Source organism: Clostridium sp. (genome assembly GCF_036660475.1).
In the GTDB taxonomy this organism is placed as follows: domain Bacteria; phylum Bacillota; class Clostridia; order Clostridiales; family Clostridiaceae; genus Clostridium_J.
Map to the genome: position 1 here is coordinate 96,768 of NZ_JAVXAO010000009.1, position 20,127 is coordinate 116,894.

Sequence of the window (20,127 nt, forward strand, 5' to 3'; positions counted from 1 at the left end):
CCTATTTATTTATAACCAAGTTCCTTAAGTACAAAGGAGCTATCTCTCCATTCACTTTTAACCTTAACCCAAAGCTTTAAATTAACTCTGCAACCCAAGAATTTTTCTGCATCTTGTTTTGCATAGCTAGATATCTTTTTAAGCATAGCTCCATTTTTACCTATTATTATGCCTTTGTGCGAATTCTTTTCACATAGCATATTGGCTTCTATAAGATAATTTCCATTCTCATTCTTTTTCATAGTAAGTATCTCTATGGCTATTCCATGAGGTACCTCTTGAGATAGTAATCTTAGTGCTTTTTCTCTTATTATTTCCATAATGATAAATCTTTCTTGTTGATCAGTTATCATATCCTCTGGGTAATATTTTGGACCCTCAGGTAATTTACCAACCACTAATTCTAAAAGTTTATCTGTGTTTTTCCCATTCATTGCTGAAATTGGTATTATCTCTGCGAAGTCAAATATCTGTGTATATTGATCTAAAGTCCTCGCTACTCTCTCTGCAGAGTTTTCATCTATTTTATTTACAACTAAAAACACCGGTGTCTTACAGTCTTTTAACTGCTCTAAAATATGTACATCTGCCTTATTGACTATCCCCTCTGGACTTGTTAAAAATAGCACTACATCTACGTCTTTCATAGAATCCTTAGCTATTTTCACCATATAATCCCCAAGCTTGCTCTTTGGATCATGTATACCTGGAGTGTCTACAAATACTATTTGTGAATCATCTGTTGTTAATATGGTTTGTATATTATTTCTCGTAGTTTGAGGTCTACTTGATACTATAGACAACTTCTCCCCCATTAATTGGTTTAATAGAGTTGATTTCCCTACATTTGGTCTTCCTACTATAGTTATAAATCCTGATTTAAACATATTTCCTCCTTTATTTAAGTAAATCTTCTTTAGTAAATGCTCCTGGTAATATTTCCTCTAGAGTTTTTACTTGATACTCATCTTCATTTTTAATTAATATTATCTCTATATTTTTATCTGCAAACTCTGCAATAACCTGTCTACATATACCACAAGGTGCAGTATAAGTTGACATATCCCCTACCACTGCAATCTTCTTCATGATTTTATGACCTTCAGATACCGCTTTAAATATGGCAGTTCTCTCCGCACAGTTTGTAGCCCCATATGAAGCATTCTCTATGTTACATCCCGTAAATACGGTACCATCTTCCATCTCAATCGCAGCACCCACTTTAAACTTTGAATAAGGTGAATAAGAATTCGCTCTAGCATTTATTGCTGCTTTAACTAAATCTCTATTATCCATTTTATATTACCTCCAACTCACTGAATTTTTATTCCTACACTACTTAGTAGATTTTATACTAGTGTATAACACCAGTACTCTAGTATACACCATAAGTAATACTATTGTCCCACCCTTTAAACCTTTTATCCAAATTTTATCCTAGTAGTTGATATAATAATAATACCAATAATGATCCAAAAGCTCCTCCTAGAACTACTTCTAAAATAGAATGAACATCTGAATCAACTCTGCTTTGAGCTACTATAAATGCCAACAGGAAGGCTAACATCATTATTAAAGGTTCCGTAGTTAATAGAGTAATTGTAGTTGCAATGGCAAAAGATATAGCACTATGTCCACTAGGCATGCCACCCCTTAAAGGTGTACCTTCATCATAGAGGGCTTTAACCACCACCGTTGCAATACATACGATTACCAACATCAAAAATATCATATGTGGATTGGAATTTTTAACTTTTGATAATACGGTAAGTGAAAAAGGCAGCACCTTATCATAAAAAATTATGTAGGCCACTAATACTGCATTCATAGCAGTTATCAACACAGCTCCTGCTGCTACATTTTTTGCAATTTTGGCTAAGGGATGATAAAAATTTGTAGTGGCATCTATAGCGCACTCAACTGCTGTATTTATCATTTCTGACACTACAACCATAGTTATTGTTAGTGTTAGTATTAACAGTTCAACTTTTGTTAAATTAAAGAAAAAACATGCAATTAATACTAACATAGTTATTATCATATGTATTCTCATATTTCTTTGAGTCCGAATCGAGTAAATAATACCCTCTATAGCGTAATTAAAGCTATCCACAAGCTTTTTTACCTTCATACCTTCACCGCCTTTTTAAATCTAGTTCCTTCTATCTTTGAATTTTAAATTTTTCTAAAATTTCTTCTTCACGAGCTCTCATGATATTCTTATCATCTTCTTCCATATGATCATACCCTAGCAGATGCAGAATTGAATGAATTATAAGGTAGCACACTTCTCTTGTGAATGAATGCCCAAATTCTTCACTTTGTTCCATAGCTCTTTCAAGGGATAGCACTATATCTCCTAGCACTAGATTCCCTTCATTTAAATCAATTTGAGAAAACTCATATCCTACATAACATTGTTTAAACACTAACTTTTCATCATAGCCAAGCATTGGAAAAGATAATACATCAGTAATATTATCTTTTCCCCTAGTGTCTTCATTAATCTCTTTAATGGTTTCATTATCCACGAAAATTATACTTACCTCATAAGGTATTTCAACTTCTTCTTCTTTTAATGTATAGTTAATGATATCTTCAATAGTATTACTTAAATCTGCATCTATACTTATAAGGTTTTGTCTATCATCCATATAAATCATTTTATTCTTCCTCATCTTCGTTAATTTCTTCTTTTACCTTTATTACTTTGCTTAAATTTATTTTTTCTTTTGGATACTCTACTCTTTCATGATAAATTCCTGACAGTACTTTTAAAAAGCTCTCTTTTATCTTCTCCAAATCTTTAAAAGTTAAATCAGAATTAATAAGTTGATTTTCATCTATTCTAGTTTTTATTATATTATTTACCATTTCTTCAATTTTCTTTTTTGTTGGATTTTGTATAGACCTCACCGCTGCCTCAACACCATCTGCCATCATAACGATTGTAGATTCTTTAGTTCTTGGTGGTGGCCCACTATATTTGTAGTCACTTTCATTTATTTCATCAGGTTTTTCACTTCTATTTTTCATAGTTATATAAAAATACTTAGCAAGAGAGTCTCCGTGATGCTCGCTTATAACATCTATAATTACCTGAGGTATATTATATTTGCGTGCAAGTTTAACACCATCATCTACATGGGATAATATTATTGCCGCACTAAGTGCTGGAGACATATCATCATGTGGATTAGCTATCCCAACCTGATTTTCCTTGAAGTAGTATGGTCTTTCCAACTTTCCAACATCGTGATAATATGCAGAAACTCTTGCCATTATTGGGTTTGCGCCTATATTTTCAGCTGCCATTTCCGATAAATTTGCAACTAACACTGAGTGATGATAGGTACCTGTGGCTTCTAGAAGCAACCTTCTCATAAGTGGGTGATTAGGATTTGCTAATTCCAGTAATTTTATATTTGTTACTATATCAAAAATATTTTCTAAAAATGGCAAAATCCCTATTGCTAGGATACCTGAAATTATAGCTGATACTCCTGTAAGTAATGCCTTATTAAATATTGCACCTACATTTGTACTTAAAAAATAACCCATTGTCCCAGCAAAAATTATGTTTATAGCTCCAATAATTAAACATGAATACAATATATCATTTCTCTGCTGCACTCTTTTTAACACCATGGGAACTAATACAGCATCAATTAATGCTATTAAAATCAAATCTACAGAGAATTTCACAACAAAGGCTACAAATATTACATTCAGCACCCCTATCGTTACAGCGGTCTTCCTATCAACTAATATAGTTAATAAAATAGCTACACAAGCGAAAGGTATTGTGTATGATGATATCGCTATAAACACTCTCGCTAAGACCACAGTTAAAATTGTCAAAATACTCATTAATACAATCTTAGTATTATCCTCATATATATCTTTCCTTGTAGCTTTAATGTATTTAAATTGTATACCTAACACACCTGCTACTATTAATGTTAAAGCTAAGTATATATATATCCCTGTAGATTTACTATTATCCAAAAGATCTAAATCATTCAAAAGTTCTATTTGTGATTGAGTAATAGGTTGCCCTTCTGCTATGATTGTTTGATCCTTCTTGTACATTACAGGCACTGTATTTTTAGTTATATTTTCTTTAGCTTGCCCTGTTTGCTCATGATTAACATAGTAGGTTGTCTTTATTTGTGAATACCCTATAGCCATCGCCAAATCTTTTAAACTCTTAGAATAGCTTGAAGTATTAAATACAGTGGTTATATACCCTTGAGCTGTAACCACATCTTCCGGTCTATTTTCATGTATAGGAACTTTGTCATACATATCATTCATACATTTTACTATATCTTTATTTAGAGCATCTAACTCGCTTTCACTTAATCCTACCAAAATCCCATAATTTTCTTTAGATAAATTTTTTATAGGACTTTTTTCCTCCAGCTTTTTTATCTTCTCAGCCTTTAATTTTTCATTTTGCTCTTTTATTTTCTCAGTGTCTGCCCCTTCTCTTTCACTAATATCAACTACATTTTCTTTATTAATAGTCTTAACTTCGACAAACATATTCTGTATATTTTCGATAGCTAAGGTCCTAACCTCAGTTTTGTAGTTATAAATTTCTTGTAAGTGTCTTATCTCTTCTTCAATCTTCTTCTGTGTTGCAATCCTATCCTCAACATCCTTTGGAGCTTTAATATCAACTTTAGCTATTTCTCCAACTTCTAATGTGTATTTCTTATTTACTACCACGGAGCTTAATATTCCACAAATTATAATTGTGGTTACAATAAAAGTAATATAGGGTTTTACTTTCAGAAACTTTTTTGTACCACTGATTTTTTTACATTTCATATTAACACCTTCTTCTAGGTACTAGGTGTGACTCCCTCGCTTATATCTTCTGAAACTACAGCCTCACTACTTGCTATATCCTCTTCAACAGTGACCAACACCCTCACCTTATATTTTTCTTCTTGCTTTTCAACTTCAGATTTAACATCTAATATCTTAACGCCTCTATCCAAGTTTAATCTAATTTTATTTTCCAATTCCTTTATTACAGAATCTACATTAGTCTCAACTAGTACTTCTTCAGTTTCATAACAAGTTTCCTTTACAAATACACCCCAACTTGTTTCTATTTTATCATAATTAATATAGTTATTTAATGATTTCTTTAGATAAATTTTCTTATTATTAACATTTATAAAATAACCTACAGATTCATTTCCGGTTCTTTTAGTTTCTATCATGTTATTTTCTACTTCCTTAGTCTCCTCATAGAATGTTGTTGCATATATCCTACCTTCAGCTTTTACTGTAAATACTCTACCTTCTTTTCCTTCTTGCCCCTTAACAATTATCTCACCTTCATTAACTACTTGTCCCGGAACTTTAACTACAGTACCCGCACTTGTATACACTCTATTTATAACTCCACTTTTTCTCGCCACTAAATTCCCCGTATATTCTTTTTCCTTTATCGTTGGCGGTTCTTGCCTTTCTATAATTTCAACCTTAAGTTTTGAGCCTTCCAACCTAACTTTAACCCACATTATTTCATCAATAGCCGTAACTAAATTCTCCTCAACCTTCAACACATCTATAGACTCTTTAGTACTTCCTATCATTATACCATATTCCTTTAAAATATTTCTTACCTCTAAAGGCGCTAAGTATTTATCAGTAGTAATGTCTATTTCCCATACGAATGTTCCTAAATAATATAGCATGAAAAAGAATAGACCCACACCCACGACTAGGGCCTTTCTGCCTTTAAGCTTTAACGACAAAAAGTTTATACCCTTACTTTCTACAATCCTCAACCTTCCACTTAATTCATTTACACCATCTACCAAATAATGATAATCAGACATATTTATATCCAACGTCATAGAAAACCTATTATTTCTTTTCACACGTCTTATGTCCACTTTATTGCTCCAAAGGTAATTTAAAATCTTTTCACACTTTGTAGCCTCTATCTCCACTCTTAAAAAACTTTTATTAAAATTATTTATCTTCATCATAATCATTATACACCACAGAATTAAACTTACCCCTTAAGATTATCGTGGTTCCTCCTACAAAAATAATTTCAAAATCCCGCCCCAAAACCTTCAACAACCCCAAAGATGTTTTTATAACCAACTCGTCACTATCAAACTTAACTATCCCTTTATGATTTTCAACAGTTATCTCCTTGTCCGCTAATATAGTTATTTGTGGTAAATTAAGTGCCACGTCAACTGGCAACTCCAATCCATATACAACCCGCTCTCTTGCTTTTAATAACTTATCACTCAACTTAAATCACCTCTACATAATATTCATTTAACCTATAGTATCCACATACAAAGTTCCCCTTGTAAATTTTATGATTTCCTTTAATGATTAATTACTTAAAGTTAGATTATTATTTCTAATAATAGGCAATATTTAAACTAACGTTGATAAAAATTCCAATGAATAAAAAAAATCCACTCTTTTATTCCAGAGTGGATTTCCTAAAATCTTATTAATTTGTATTCAAACCAATTTAATTCAACTTGTGGTTCATATATGCTAGATTAATTAGGTTGAATTACAAACTAAAGATTCGCTTCAACTTAAAAGGGACTCAGTAAACTGAGTCCTTTATTTATTCAGATATTCTTTTACTATTTGACTTACTATCTTGCCATCTGCACGACCATTTACTTGAGGTCTAACATCTGACATTAGTTTTCCCATATCTTTAATGCTACTAGTACCAAGTTTCTCGGCTGACTTCATAACAATTTCTCGGATTTGTTCTTCCGTTAACTGCTGAGGAAGGTATTGTAATAAGATTTCTATTTCCGAATTAGTTTGTTCAACTAAATCTTGTCTATTTCCTTTTTGAAACTCAACCAAAGAATCTCTTCTTTGTTTAATCTCCTTAGCTAAAATATCAATGACTTTATCATCATCAACTTCTATTGCTCCAGATTTTTCAACTAGTAAAATAGAGGCTTTCGCCATGCTTATTACATTTGCTTTAAACCTATTTCTCTGTTTAATAGCATTTTTCCAGTCGTCCTGTAATGTTTCCTTAATGGATGACATTATTAAACCTTCTTTCAAATTCTACTTAAATTTTCTTTTTCTAGCAGCTTCTGATTTTTTCTTTCTCTTAACACTTGGCTTTTCATAATGCTCTCTTTTTCTTACTTCTGAAAGCACACCTGATCTTGCACATTTTTTCTTAAATCTTCTTAATGCATTCTCTAATGATTCATTTTCTCCAACTTTTATCTCTGACATTTATATCCCTCCCTCCGCTAGCTCAATTCAATTTTACTTAAAGTAGCCAATGCGAGGCCTAAATAGCACATTTTCAATTATACAATTCACATTAACTTATGTCAAGATTTTCGTCCGTTTTATTTATATATTTTTAACCTGGTGGCCATTTTAGGTTTCTTCCACCTAATAAATGAAAATGTAAATGGGGTACTGTTTGACCTCCATCTTCCAATGCATTGGTTACTACCCTATACCCACTTTTATCTATACCTAGCTTTTTTACTAGTTCTGGAATAGTGGAGAAAATATGACCAATAACCATGGCATTCCCCGTGTTTATGTCATTTGAAGATGATATATGCTCCTTTGGAATAATAAGAATATGCACTGGCGCTTCTGGGCTTATATCGTGAAACGCTAATATTTTTTCATCTTCATATACCTTGTTTGAAGGAATTTCACCTTTGGCTATTTTACAAAATAAACAATCTGACATTTTTTCACCTCAATTCTTAACTTTAAAGTCATACTTTAGTTTTTTAGTACAATGTTATGTTTTAAACAGAGTTAATAAGGAATTCATGTTATATTAATAAATCCACATTTCAACATGAATACAATAATATAATATTTTCTATCCCATATATATTATACTCCTAAACCTAATCTTAGTGCATTATATTTTTAATATTCTACCAATCATATTCTCTGATTCAATACCTTCAATTTTTGTAGACACAATCTTTCCTGTTAAACTCTCTTCACTCTCTGTTATAACCTTTATATAATTTTCCGTATAACCTACATAGTGATTCTTCTTTTCCTTTAAAGCTTCTTCATATAATACCTTCAGGTCTTTATCCATGAACCTCCCCATGAATTCTACCTCTAACGCATTATTTAAATCTATTAACTTTTTACTTCTTACATCCTTTAAATTTCCATCTACTTGGAAGGGCATGTCTGCAGCCTTGGTGCCTTCTCTTTTACTATACTTAAAAATATGCATCTTACTTAACTTTATATCTTTTAAGAACTTGTAGGTCTCTTCAAATTCCACATTAGATTCACCCGGGAATCCTGCTATTATATCTGTTGTTATAGATACATCCTTCATGTATTTTCTAAGATTGTCTACTACTTCTTTGTATTCTGCGGCTGTGTACTTTCTATTCATCCTTCTCAATGTACCATCACTACCACTTTGAAGTGAAAGATGGAAATGTGGACATAATTTTTTCAAAGCACATATTCTTTCGATAACTCCCTCTGTGAAGAATGTTGGATCAATAGATCCTATTCTAATTCTTTCTATTCCAGGAATTTTATCTATTTCTTCTAAAACCCTAACTAAGTTCCACTCTCCATCTAAATCAACGCCATAGGAAGCTGTATGAACTCCTGATAGTATTATTTCTTTAAAGCCATTCTGGCTTAAATCTTTCACTTCTTTGATTATTTGCTCAGGCTCCTTACTACAAACGGCACCTCTTGCAAAGGGAATCAAACAGTAAGTACAAAATCTATTACATCCATCTTGTATTTTAAGGAAAGCCCTAGTCTTATCTTGATATTCATTTATAGACAGTTCCTCAAACTTTTTATTTTTAAGCACGTCGCTAACTTCTATAATTTGCTTCTTCTCTTCTCTAGTTCTATTTACCCAGTAGACAACCTCACCCTTATTTCTACTGCCTAAAACTACATCTACACCCTCTATTTTAGCTATTTCATCTGAGGCTATTTGAGAATAACATCCTACTACTGCTATTATTGCCTCAGGATTACTACGTCTTGCTCTACCTATCATTTGCCTTGATTTTTTATCTCCCATATTTGTTACTGTACATGTATTTATAACATATACATCAGAATATTCATCAAAGCTTACAACTTCATATCCATCCTTTATGAATTTTTCAGCCATAGCTTCTGATTCATAAGAATTAACTCTACAACCTAGAGTATATAGTGCTACCTTCATTATATGTCTCCTCCTAAATCTCCAAGTTCGTACATTATAAGACTAAGAGCTACAAAGCCTGCGGTTTCCGTTCTTAGTATTCTAGGTCCTAATGTCACTATAAAGGCATTAAGTTCCTTTAACGTTTGAATTTCACTGTCTTCAAACCCACCTTCAGGTCCGATTATTATAGCTACATCTTTTATATCCTTATCTATCACTTGACTTTTCACATATTTCATTCCTTGATTCTCTTGATTCTCGTAAGGAACTACTACTAAATCAAATTCTTTAAGAACACTTACTAAAGCTTCAAACTCCATAGGCTGGTTTATAGTTGGAATTACACTTCTCTTACTCTGTTTACACGCTTCTAACGCTATTCTGTTCCATCTATCTACCTTCTTAAACTCTGAAGTCTCATTTCCTTTAACCACAACTCTCTCAGTGATTATCGGGGTTATTTCACTTATTCCTAACTCTGTACATTTTTGGGCTATTAAATCCATCTTCGCAGCCTTTGGCAACCCCTGAAACAGATGTACTCTTATAGGACTCTCATTATTTAATTCTACCTTTTCAAGGATATTAACTATTACTTCTTTTTTGTTTACTTCTTGTATTTCACCGATAAATTCAGCACCATTACAGTTGTTTAGGTTAACCTTATCTCCAGCCTTAAGCCTCAATACTTTATATATATGTTTAACATCATCACCTTGGATTGTACATACATCTCCAACTATGTTGTTATCCTCTATAAAAAATTTATGCATCTCTACTTTACTCCTATCAATATCTTATTTCTTTGCAACTATACAGATCCATTCTCCATCTTCCATAACTTCCTCTATGTGAAAATCTAAGGATTCTAGTTTATTAACCACCATATCTCTTTGAGTATTCAATATTCCTGAAGCCACAAAATATCCATCTTTTTCTATGAATTCTCTTACACCATCACATAAAAACATAATAACTTCCGCAAGTATGTTTGCTACTACTATATCAGCCTTACCTTTAACCACTTCCATTAAATCTCCATGAAGTATTTCTATGTTAGATATATTATTGAACCCTACATTCTTATTAGCTGATTCTACAGCCACTGGGTCAAGATCTACACCCACTGCATGCTTTGCTCCTAAATGAGCTGCAGCGATTGATAATATCCCTGAACCTGTTCCTATATCAAACACAGTAGAATTTGACTTTACATACTTTTCTAAAGCTTTTACGCACATTCTTGTAGTCTCATGAGTCCCTGTACCAAAAGCCATCCCTGGATCAAGCTCTACTACAAGCTCTCCCGATTTCTTTTCATAATCTTCCCAAATAGGTTTTACAACAATTCTATCTCCAACCTTTGTTGGTTTATAATACTGCTTCCAGTTATTTTCCCAATCTTCTTCATTGACCTTATTTGAGGTAACAATGCCCTCACCCTTATCAAATCCAAATTCGGCTAAACTATCCACACTATTTTTTATGTATTCAAGAGTATCTTTAAAGTTATCAGTCTCTTTAAAGTACCCCTTAACTAAAGCACCCTCTTGTATAGTTAAAACTGATTCATTTATAAAGTCAGCATATCCAGGATTCTTCTTTTTAAACTCCACATCTTGAACATCCTCTATAGAAACCCCTTCTACATCACAATTATAAAAGAACCCAGTCACCGCCTCTGTAGCCTCGCTACTTGTAATTACAGTCACTTCAATCCAATCTCTATCCATTTTATATACCTCCATTTTAAATTGAAAATTATAAATTTAAAATTATAAATTACCATTAATACTATGTCCCTTAGGGGAACATTTAAACATCTAATTACTTAACAAATTTCATTATACACTAATTGATGTTTAAACGAAACTTGTCTAAATTTAAAATTTTATATAAATAAAAATTGCCTCATGACTATTTATCCCCCATCAAATCAGGATAGTCTGAAGCAATTTCTTTAATTAATCTCTATTGAACAAGCCTTTTTTATGCTTTTTTTTATCTGTATTTACACCATCTTCTGGAATTTCACCACAAGCTTCCATAAATACTTTTAGCGCTTCCTCTTGCTTTTCATTTAAAGATTTTGGAACATCTACTATTACTTTAACGTAGTGATCCCCTCTACCCGCTGAGTTTACTCTTGGAACACCTTTAGCTTTTAATCTAAATACTGTTCCTGGTTGAGTTCCCGCTGGCACCTTATAGGTAACATCCCCATCTACTGTTGGAACCTTTATATCTGTTCCAAGGGTTGCACTTGCAAAGGATACATGTGTCTCCATATGAATATCAAAACCATTACGCTTAAATGTACTATGTGAAGCAACTCTAATATTTACATAAAGATCTCCTGATGGACCTCCATTTTCTCCTACTTCGCCTTGTCCTCTTAATGGCATTACATTCCCACTATCTACTCCTGCTGGAACATTTATTGTAAGATTTCTAGTTTTTCTTTCTTTTCCTGTTCCTCTACACGTTGTACATGGGGCATCTATAGTTGAACCCTTACCACCACAAGCATCACATGTAGCTGTTGTTGCAATTACGCCAAGAGGTGTTCTTCTTTGAACTTGAATCTTACCTCTTCCGTTACACTTAGAACAAGTTTTAGCAGTGGTTCCCTCTTTAGCTCCACTACCCCCACATGTTTCACATTTTTCTTTTCTTGTAACTTTAATTTCTTTTTCACAACCAAATACAGCTTCTTCAAAAGTTAAATTTAAGTTATATTCAAGATCGGCACCTTTTCTTGGTCCATTTTTATTAGCTGAAGATCCAAATCCCCCACCAAATATATCACCAAATATGTCACCAAATCCTCCAAAACCTCCACCGAAGTCAAAACCATCAAATCCTTGTGAACCATTGAAATCAGTTGTACCATATTGATCGTATCTCTGCTTTTTCTCAGCATCTGATAGAACTTGATATGCCTCATTTACTTCTTTAAACTTTTCTTCTGCTCCTTCATCTCCTTGATTTCTATCTGGATGATGCTTTAGAGCCGCCTTTTTAAATGCTTTTTTAATTTCTTCATCACTTGCATTTTTATCTATTCCAAGGACTTCATAATAATCTTTACTTGCCATATTAAAAATTCACCACCTATTTTACTTCGTTTATATATTAAAACATCCTGAATATAATTTCAACCATTCGCTAAGTTGCAATAATTGGAATCTTAACATATGTATTATTCATTAACTCTAAATTAAGGGATGATTTTTACGTCACCCCTTAATGGTATTTTATTTCTAACACTTTTACTTCTCACTAATTGCTAAGAAGTAATTCCACTATCTAAATTTTAAAAAATTAATTAGATTAGTCTACTTTAAAGTCAGCATCTACAACATTATCATCATGTGGTGCTTGCTCTGCTCCCGCTCCACCCATGTTGTTTGGATCAAATCCTTCTGCTCCTGGCTGTCCGCCCTCTGCAGCATAAACTTTTGAAGATACAGCATAGAATTCTTGTGTTAATTCTTCTGTAGCTTTCTTAATAGCTTCTATATCTTCTCCATCTTTAACTGATTTTAAAGCTGCTATTTTTTCTTCTATTTTAACTTTATCTTCTGCTGAAACTTTTTCTCCAAGATCTGTTAATGATTTTTCTGTTTGATAAACCATTTGATCTGCAGTGTTTTTAGCTTCTATTGCTTCTTTTCTCTTTTTATCTTCTTCTGCAAATCTCTCTGCTTCATTTACTGCCTTTTGGATTTCATCATCACTTAAGTTAGTTGATGCTGTAATAGTTATATTAGCTTCTTTTCCTGTTCCTTTGTCTTTTGCTGAAACTTTAACTATACCGTTAGCATCTATATCAAAAGTAACTTCAATTTGAGGTATTCCTCTTGGAGCTGATGCGATTCCAGAAAGAGTAAATCTTCCTAAACCTTTGTTGTCAGCTGCCATTTGTCTCTCACCTTGAACTATATTGATTTCAACTGATGTTTGACCATCTGCTGCAGTTGAGAATACTTGACTTTTCTTGCTTGGAATTGTTGTGTTTCTTTCGATTAATGGAGTAGCAACTCCACCTAAAGTTTCAATTCCTAGAGTTAATGGTGTAACGTCAAGAAGTAATACATCTTTAACATCTCCAGTTAATACTCCACCTTGAATAGCTGCTCCTGCTGCAACACACTCATCTGGGTTAACACCTTTTGATGGATCTTTTCCTGTAAAGCTTTTAACTGCATCAACTACAGCTGGTATTCTTGTAGATCCACCAACTAGAACTACTTTATCTATTTCTCCGATTGAAAGTCCTGCATCACTAAGAGCTTTTCTCATTGGCTCTATTGTTCTTTGAACTAAATCATTAGTTAATTCATTAAATTTAGCTCTTGTTAAGTTCATTTCTATGTGTTTTGGACCTGTAGCATCAGCTGTTATAAATGGTAAGTTGATATTTGATTGAGTAGATGATGATAACTCAATTTTAGTTTTCTCAGCTGCTTCTTTTAATCTTTGAAGAGCCATTTTGTCATTTCTTAAATCAATTCCATTTGAAGCTTTGAATGTTTCAGCTATATAGTTCATGATTTTCTCGTCAAAATCATCTCCACCTAGTTTAGTATCTCCATTTGTAGACTTAACTTCGAAAACTCCATCTCCAAGCTCTAGGATAGATACGTCGAAAGTACCACCACCAAGGTCATAAACAAATATTTTTTGGTTTGTATCCATTTTATCAAGACCATAAGCAAGTGAAGCTGCAGTTGGCTCGTTGATAATTCTCTTAACATCAAGACCAGCTATTCTTCCAGCGTCTTTAGTTGCTTGTCTTTGGCTATCATTAAAGTATGCAGGTACTGTTATAACTGCTTCTGTAACTGTTTCACCTAAGTAAGCTTCTGCATCTGCTTTTAATTTTTGAAGTATCATTGCTGATATTTCTTGTGGAGTATATTGCTTGTCATCTATACTAACTTTGTGATTTGTTCCCATTTCTCTTTTTATTGACATTATAGTTTTATCTGGGTTTGTAATTGCTTGTCTTTTTGCAACTTGCCCAACTAGTCTTTCTCCGTCTGCAAGGAAAGATACTACTGATGGAGTAGTTCTAGCGCCTTCTGCGTTTGGTATTATAACTGGGTCTCCACCTTCCATAACTGATACACATGAATTTGTTGTTCCTAAGTCAATTCCTATTATTTTTGCCATTATAATTTCCTCCTAATAATCAAATTATTTTATTATTTTACTTTTTATTATTTTAATTTTTATTGTTTTTATATACAAAATGTTTTCTATAAAGTATATACAGATTCTAATCAATTTTATCTTAAATTCATAATTTATAATTCTAAATTAATTAGCCACTCTTACCATACTATGTCTTAATACTTTGCTATCTTTTTTGTATCCCTTTTGGAATACTTCTACCACTTGGTTTTTTCCAACATTTTCATCTTCTACATGCATAACTGCATTGTGGAAGTTTGGATCAAAGTCTCCATCTGTTGCAATTTCTTCAACGCCTAATTTTTCTAAAGAACCTTTGAATTGGTTAACCGTTAGTTCAACACCCTTCTTTAGATCTTCACTACTGCCTTCAATAGTAAGAGCTCTTTCTAGGTTATCTAAAACTGGTAACATTTCTTTTAGTACGTGACCACAAGCATCTGCATAAATACCTTCTTTTTCTTTTATAGTTCTTTTTCTAAAGTTATCATACTCTGCTATAGTTCTTAATAATTTATCTTTTAGACATTCGTTTTCCTCTTTAAGCTCTTTTATTTCAGCTTTGCGATTTTTAAACATCTTCATCTCATCTTCTATTTCCTCTTCCTCATCTACCTTATCATCACAAGGTGTTTCATCACACTCACACTGAGTTTTTTCAGAAGTCTCATTTTCTAAAATTTCATTTACATCGGCTTCCACTGATTCTAAATCAGGGCTATTTTTATCTTCCATGTTGTTTTGCAATGAACTCTCCTCCCATCTATATACTTATAATGTTTTAAAATATATATATAATTATCCATATAAAATCTTATGTTAATATGGATCATATATTTTCGATATGTTTTTGTCGATTTCTTTAACAACAGTATTAAGAACCGCTACAACCTTATCATAGTGAATCCTTGTAGGTCCAATAACACCTATAGTTCCCATTATGCGACCATTACAACTGTAACTTGCTGTTATTATGCTACATTCTTTAGCACATTCCACAAAGTTTTCTTCCCCTATACTTATGTATATAGGTTCTTTACTTCCTTTGCTTAAAATTTCATTTAGATTTTCTTGATTATTCACAAGTCCTAAAAAAGCTTTAGCCTTATCAATATTATTATATTCAGGATAGTTAAATATATTTGTGGCACCTTTTGTGTAAATTTCACTAGTATTTCCAGCAACTAAAGTTTCATGAAGCACTGGAATTATACTATCAAATATTTCTTCATATCCATATAACTCACTTTTAAGATTTACTAAGAAATCTAAAGTTATTTGTTCTATGCTAATCCCCACCAGCAACTTGTTTAAAGTATTATTCACATTTATTAATCTATTATCATCTACTGGATTTGTTACTCTTATGGTATTATTTTTAATATTACCATTGTCAGTTATTATAGTAGATAAAATAATATACTTTTCTATGGCTAATAATTTTATATACTTTATACTAGATTTTTTTACTGGTGCAACCTTTAGCACTGAAGTTAACATCGTAATGTTTGATAGAACGTCTATGGCACCTTTAACGATACTGTCTACTTCACTAAGTGATATTTCTTTTATATCATGCTTTATAGATTCATGCTCTTCTTCTGTAAGACTTGTAGGACTCATAAGTCTATCTACATATAGTCTATACCCTTTATCTGAAGGGCGCCTTCCAGATGATGAGTGTAATTGTTCTAGAAATCCCATCTCTTCAAGATCAGCCATTTCATTCCTGATTGTTGCTGAACTTATTCCTAAGTCATACTTCTTAGATATGGTTCTTGAACCTACAGGCTCACCATAAGTTATATAATCATTTATAATAGCCTGCAAGATTTTTATTTTTCTTTCATCCATATCCATCTCATCACCTCTTTGTTAGCACTCACTATCATCGAGTGCTAATGACTATATTTAAAAAATATCACTTATTATATCTCATGTCAATAACATTCATAAATTATTTACAAAATAAATTCTGACATAACCTGATTACTTAATTCTATCCCTCTAGTTGTCAAAGTCATTTTATTATTTTCAACCCTCAACAACTCAAGACTTATATACTTTGATATAACCTTGTCATACTTGTCATATATAGATATTCCAAATCGTTCTTTAAAAGCCTCTAAATCTATACCCTCAATTTTTCTAAGCCCCAAGAAAATAAACTCTTCAATATCATCTTTTTCTAAATTTTTATATTTTTCAACAGATGCTGTTTTTTTATTTTTCATGTCCATTATATATGTTTCTATTTTTTCTTCATTTCTATACCTAATTCCATCTATGTAGGAATGGGATGATGAACCACATCCAATATAATTTTCTAAATCCCAATAAATTTTATTATGTTTGCACTCTAATCCATTTTTAGCGAAATTAGATATTTCATATTGTTTGTATCCACATTCATTTAAAAATTCTATACAATATGCATACATATCCCTTTCTACGTCTTCATTCGGCAGCACAAGTTTATCCTTTTCATATAACTCAAAAAATTTAGTTCCTTCTTCAATAATCAAGCTATAACAAGATAGATGCTCTGGCTTTAATTCTACAACGGTTTTCAAAGTTTCCTTCCATTGTGACAATGTTTGACTAGGAAGCCCAAACATTAAATCTACATTAACATTGTCGAATCCTGCTTTCCTCAACATATTATAACTATTTTTAAAATCATCTAAAGAATGTATTCTTCCAAGCGTCTGCAAATGACATTTTTGAACTGCTTGAAGTCCCATTGAGATTCTATTTACTCCCATATCTTTAAATATATTTAGCTGCTCCTCATTAAACGTCTTTGGATTTCCTTCTACAGTGAACTCAAACCCTTTATCTACTACATCTAATTTACTGATAGTTTCTGCTATAATTTTCCATCCATCTAAACACAAATAGGTGGGAGTTCCCCCACCTATAAATATTGTGCTTATAAGTTTTCCGTGGCATGAAATTTCTATTTCTTCACTTAAGGCTTTTGCATACTCAACCATTAAGTCATCTTTACCACCAAAGGAAGGAAAATCACAGTAATGACACTTCATCTTACAAAATGGAATATGAATGTATAACCCTACTGCTTTCATTTAATTTCTCCTTATTTTCCCTTTAAATTTATAATCTTTAATCTTTAATCTTTAATCTTTAATCTTCAACTACACACCTTAAATTATAATTTATAATTTAAAATCTAGTCTACTTTTAACACTGCCATAAATGCTTCTTGTGGAACTTCAACACTTCCAACTTGTCTCATTCTTTTCTTACCCTCTTTTTGCTTTTCAAGAAGTTTTTTCTTTCTTGATATATCTCCACCATAACATTTAGCAAGTACGTCTTTTCTCATTGCTTTTACGGTTTCTCTAGCTATTATTTTAGCTCCTATAGCTGCTTGAATTGGAATCTCAAACATCTGTCTTGGAATTATTTCTTTAAGTTTCTCTACCATAGATCTACCTCTATGATATGCTCTATCTGCTGGCACTATCATAGATAGCGCATCAACTATATCTCCATTAAGTAATATATCAAGCTTAACAAGCTGAGTTCTCTTATATCCCTTAAGCTCATAATCAAAGGATGCATACCCTCTAGTTCTTGACTTTAATGCATCAAAGAAATCATAAACTATCTCGTTTAGAGGAATATCATAGTTAATTACAACTCTAGTCTCCTCGATATATTGCATATCGATGAAATTCCCTCTTTTTTCTTGGCATAATTCCATAACTGTTCCAACATATTCTGATGGTGCAATTATTGACGCCTTTACTTCCGGCTCTTCCATGTATGCAATTTCTGTTGGATCTGGAAGATTTGTTGGGTTTGTTATCTCTAAAAGTTCACCATCATTTCTCATTACTTTATATATAACTGATGGTGCTGTAGTTATAATATCAAGATTAAATTCTCTCTCTATTCTCTCTTGAATTATCTCCATATGAAGTAGTCCTAGGAATCCGCATCTAAATCCAAATCCTAAGGCTATAGAAGTCTCTGGTTCAAAAGATAAAGCAGCATCGTTTAATTGTAGCTTTTCTAAAGCTTCTTTTAGATTCTCATACTTAGCTCCATCTATTGGGTATATACCACTAAATACCATTGGTACTGCAGGTCTATATCCCTCTAAAGCTACCTCTGCTGGTCTATTTGCTTCTGTAATCGTATCCCCAGCTCTAGCATCTTTAACATTTCTAATTGCTGCACTTAGGTATCCAACATCCCCTGCTCTAAGCTCTTCTACCTTTAATGGACCTGGAGTAAATACGCCTACCTCTGTTACATCATATACCTTCTTAGTATTCATTAACTTAATTTTAGTTCCTGGTTTTACAACTCCATCAAATACTCTTATGTATGTTACTACACCTTTATATGTATCATAGTAAGAATCAAATATTAGAGCTTTTAATGGAGCTTCTTCATCTCCAGTTGGTGCTGGAATTTTTTCTATAACTGACTTTATTACATCTTCTATGTTTAATCCTGTTTTTGCAGATATTAGCGGTGCATCATGAGCCGGAATTCCAATAACATCCTCAATTTCTTTTATAACCTCTTGTGGTCTTGCACTTTGAAGGTCTATCTTGTTTATAACTGGAGCTATTTCTAAATCATGATCTAAGGCTAAATAACAGTTAGCAAGCGTTTGTGCTTGTATTCCTTGAGTGGCATCTACAACTAGTATTGCTCCTTCACAAGCTGCTAAGCTTCTTGATACCTCATAGTTAAAGTCTACATGTCCTGGAGTATCTATAAGATTTAATATGTACTCCTCACCCTCTTCAGTTTTATATATCAGTCTAGCTGCCTGAGCCTTGATTGTAATTCCTCTTTCTCTCTCAAGCTCCATATTATCTAGTACTTGGGCTTCCATCTCTCTGGCAGTTAATGTACCAGTCTTTTCAAGTAGTCTATCCGCCAAAGTTGACTTACCATGGTCTATGTGTGCTACTATAGAGAAATTCCTTATGTGTTTTTGTCTGTTAGTTTGCATCAAATTACCCCCGTAAATTTATATATTAATTATTCACTAATTCTCCAGATTAATATCTATTAACTCAATTTTCTATGAAAGATTTCAATAATTTTCATGGTGTACTTACACCTTATTTAATCTATTATTTTACTAATTGAAGTTATTTATTATTATTATCTATGTTATAAATAAATCAAAATAAATTATACCACAATATGAAGGCTGATTGTCAATAATGTTGTATTAATATATATTGCTGAATTTTAAATTCTAAATTCTATTTGCTTTCTAATATGAAATTCTAAATCCTTAATTTTTAATTTATAATTTTCAATTCCCAATCAATTCCTCAATAGCATCGCCTATTACAGATATCCCTTTTATAAAATTAATAAATGACTCTCCCTTGAAACTTATATTAAACCCAGCCACCTTCATTGTAATATCTAATGGTTCTTTACTATAAGTAACATGAAAGCTAGAATTTTGCCTTACAACCTCTGGCAATGTTATATTAACTCTCAATACGCCATATATCAAAAATATTAAAGAAAAAACAACTACAATCTTAGTTACACTTTTACCTATTGTTCTTGAATCTACCATCCTAATTTTCCTCTCTACATTAAAATAAAGAAACTTCTACTTACCAAATATGAAATTTGGAGTGTCTTTACATGACAAGAAGTACCTCACACTAAATGATGTACTTCTTTCTTATATTTTATAC

General features: G+C 32.2%; 20 protein-coding genes. All 20 read right to left on the reverse strand.

The features are described from left to right. Positions 1-5 precede the first annotated feature (5 nt). Positions 6-887: a GTPase Era gene (era, locus tag RSA29_RS12920; protein ID WP_346931911.1), complete on the reverse strand. Its 882-nt coding sequence runs from the start codon at positions 885-887 to the stop codon at positions 6-8. A 10-nt stretch (positions 888-897) separates the two neighbouring features. Continuing rightward, positions 898-1,296, reverse strand: a complete 399-nt coding sequence (locus tag RSA29_RS12925; protein ID WP_346931910.1) for a cytidine deaminase — start codon at positions 1,294-1,296, stop codon at positions 898-900. A 136-nt stretch (positions 1,297-1,432) separates the two neighbouring features. Continuing rightward, a complete protein-coding gene (locus tag RSA29_RS12930) occupies positions 1,433-2,131 on the reverse strand; it encodes a diacylglycerol kinase (RefSeq protein WP_346943871.1) in 699 nt (232 codons plus the stop codon). Between the two features lie 31 nt (positions 2,132-2,162). Continuing rightward, on the reverse strand, positions 2,163-2,663 hold the full coding sequence (gene ybeY, locus RSA29_RS12935; RefSeq protein WP_346931908.1) for an rRNA maturation RNase YbeY: 501 nt from the start codon (positions 2,661-2,663) through the stop codon (positions 2,163-2,165). Between the two features lies 1 nt (position 2,664). Next, entirely contained in the window at positions 2,665-4,836 is a 2,172-nt protein-coding gene (locus tag RSA29_RS12940) for an HDIG domain-containing metalloprotein (RefSeq protein ID WP_346943872.1), read from the reverse strand. A 14-nt stretch (positions 4,837-4,850) separates the two neighbouring features. Further along, positions 4,851-6,020: a sporulation protein YqfD gene (gene yqfD / locus RSA29_RS12945; RefSeq protein ID WP_346944437.1), complete on the reverse strand. Its 1,170-nt coding sequence runs from the start codon at positions 6,018-6,020 to the stop codon at positions 4,851-4,853. Then, positions 5,998-6,291 carry a sporulation protein YqfC gene (gene yqfC / locus RSA29_RS12950; RefSeq protein ID WP_346931905.1) on the reverse strand — a complete coding sequence of 98 codons (294 nt, stop codon included), beginning with the start codon at positions 6,289-6,291 and terminating at the stop codon, positions 5,998-6,000. The genes yqfD and yqfC overlap by 23 nt, the downstream gene beginning before the upstream one ends. Before the next feature lie 330 nt (positions 6,292-6,621). Then, positions 6,622-7,071: a GatB/YqeY domain-containing protein gene (locus tag RSA29_RS12955; RefSeq protein WP_346931904.1), complete on the reverse strand. Its 450-nt coding sequence runs from the start codon at positions 7,069-7,071 to the stop codon at positions 6,622-6,624. Between the two features lie 21 nt (positions 7,072-7,092). Then, positions 7,093-7,269, reverse strand: coding sequence for a 30S ribosomal protein S21 (gene rpsU / locus RSA29_RS12960; RefSeq protein WP_035128888.1), 177 nt, complete (start codon positions 7,267-7,269; stop codon positions 7,093-7,095). A gap of 133 nt (positions 7,270-7,402) precedes the next feature. Beyond that, on the reverse strand, positions 7,403-7,747 hold the full coding sequence (locus RSA29_RS12965; RefSeq protein WP_346943874.1) for a histidine triad nucleotide-binding protein: 345 nt from the start codon (positions 7,745-7,747) through the stop codon (positions 7,403-7,405). Between the two features lie 180 nt (positions 7,748-7,927). Next, positions 7,928-9,235, reverse strand: coding sequence for a tRNA (N(6)-L-threonylcarbamoyladenosine(37)-C(2))-methylthiotransferase MtaB (gene mtaB / locus RSA29_RS12970; protein ID WP_346943875.1), 1,308 nt, complete (start codon positions 9,233-9,235; stop codon positions 7,928-7,930). Then, complete coding sequence (locus tag RSA29_RS12975; RefSeq protein ID WP_346943876.1) at positions 9,235-9,990, reverse strand: 16S rRNA (uracil(1498)-N(3))-methyltransferase; 756 nt, start codon at positions 9,988-9,990, stop codon at positions 9,235-9,237. Before RSA29_RS12975 ends, mtaB begins: the two co-directional genes overlap by 1 nt. 24 nt (positions 9,991-10,014) lie before the next feature. Then, positions 10,015-10,950, reverse strand: a complete 936-nt coding sequence (gene prmA, locus RSA29_RS12980) for a 50S ribosomal protein L11 methyltransferase (protein WP_346943877.1) — start codon at positions 10,948-10,950, stop codon at positions 10,015-10,017. A gap of 231 nt (positions 10,951-11,181) precedes the next feature. After that, the gene (gene dnaJ, locus RSA29_RS12985) at positions 11,182-12,315 is read right to left on the reverse strand and encodes a molecular chaperone DnaJ (protein ID WP_346943878.1); all 1,134 of its coding nucleotides are present in this window, start codon (positions 12,313-12,315) and stop codon (positions 11,182-11,184) included. Positions 12,316-12,550: 235 nt separating this feature from the next. Continuing rightward, entirely contained in the window at positions 12,551-14,395 is a 1,845-nt protein-coding gene (gene dnaK / locus RSA29_RS12990) for a molecular chaperone DnaK (protein WP_346943879.1), read from the reverse strand. A 147-nt stretch (positions 14,396-14,542) separates the two neighbouring features. Continuing rightward, positions 14,543-15,163 carry a nucleotide exchange factor GrpE gene (gene grpE / locus RSA29_RS12995; RefSeq protein ID WP_346931897.1) on the reverse strand — a complete coding sequence of 207 codons (621 nt, stop codon included), beginning with the start codon at positions 15,161-15,163 and terminating at the stop codon, positions 14,543-14,545. A gap of 72 nt (positions 15,164-15,235) precedes the next feature. Then, positions 15,236-16,270: a heat-inducible transcriptional repressor HrcA gene (gene hrcA, locus RSA29_RS13000; protein WP_346943911.1), complete on the reverse strand. Its 1,035-nt coding sequence runs from the start codon at positions 16,268-16,270 to the stop codon at positions 15,236-15,238. Positions 16,271-16,377: 107 nt separating this feature from the next. Continuing rightward, positions 16,378-17,505 (reverse strand): radical SAM family heme chaperone HemW, encoded by a 1,128-nt coding sequence (hemW, locus tag RSA29_RS13005; RefSeq protein WP_346943880.1) that lies wholly within the window; start codon positions 17,503-17,505, stop codon positions 16,378-16,380. Positions 17,506-17,609: 104 nt separating this feature from the next. Then, a complete protein-coding gene (gene lepA / locus RSA29_RS13010; protein ID WP_346931895.1) occupies positions 17,610-19,415 on the reverse strand; it encodes a translation elongation factor 4 in 1,806 nt (601 codons plus the stop codon). Between the two features lie 312 nt (positions 19,416-19,727). After that, positions 19,728-20,003, reverse strand: coding sequence for a hypothetical protein (locus RSA29_RS13015; RefSeq protein ID WP_346943881.1), 276 nt, complete (start codon positions 20,001-20,003; stop codon positions 19,728-19,730). Positions 20,004-20,127 lie beyond the last annotated feature (124 nt).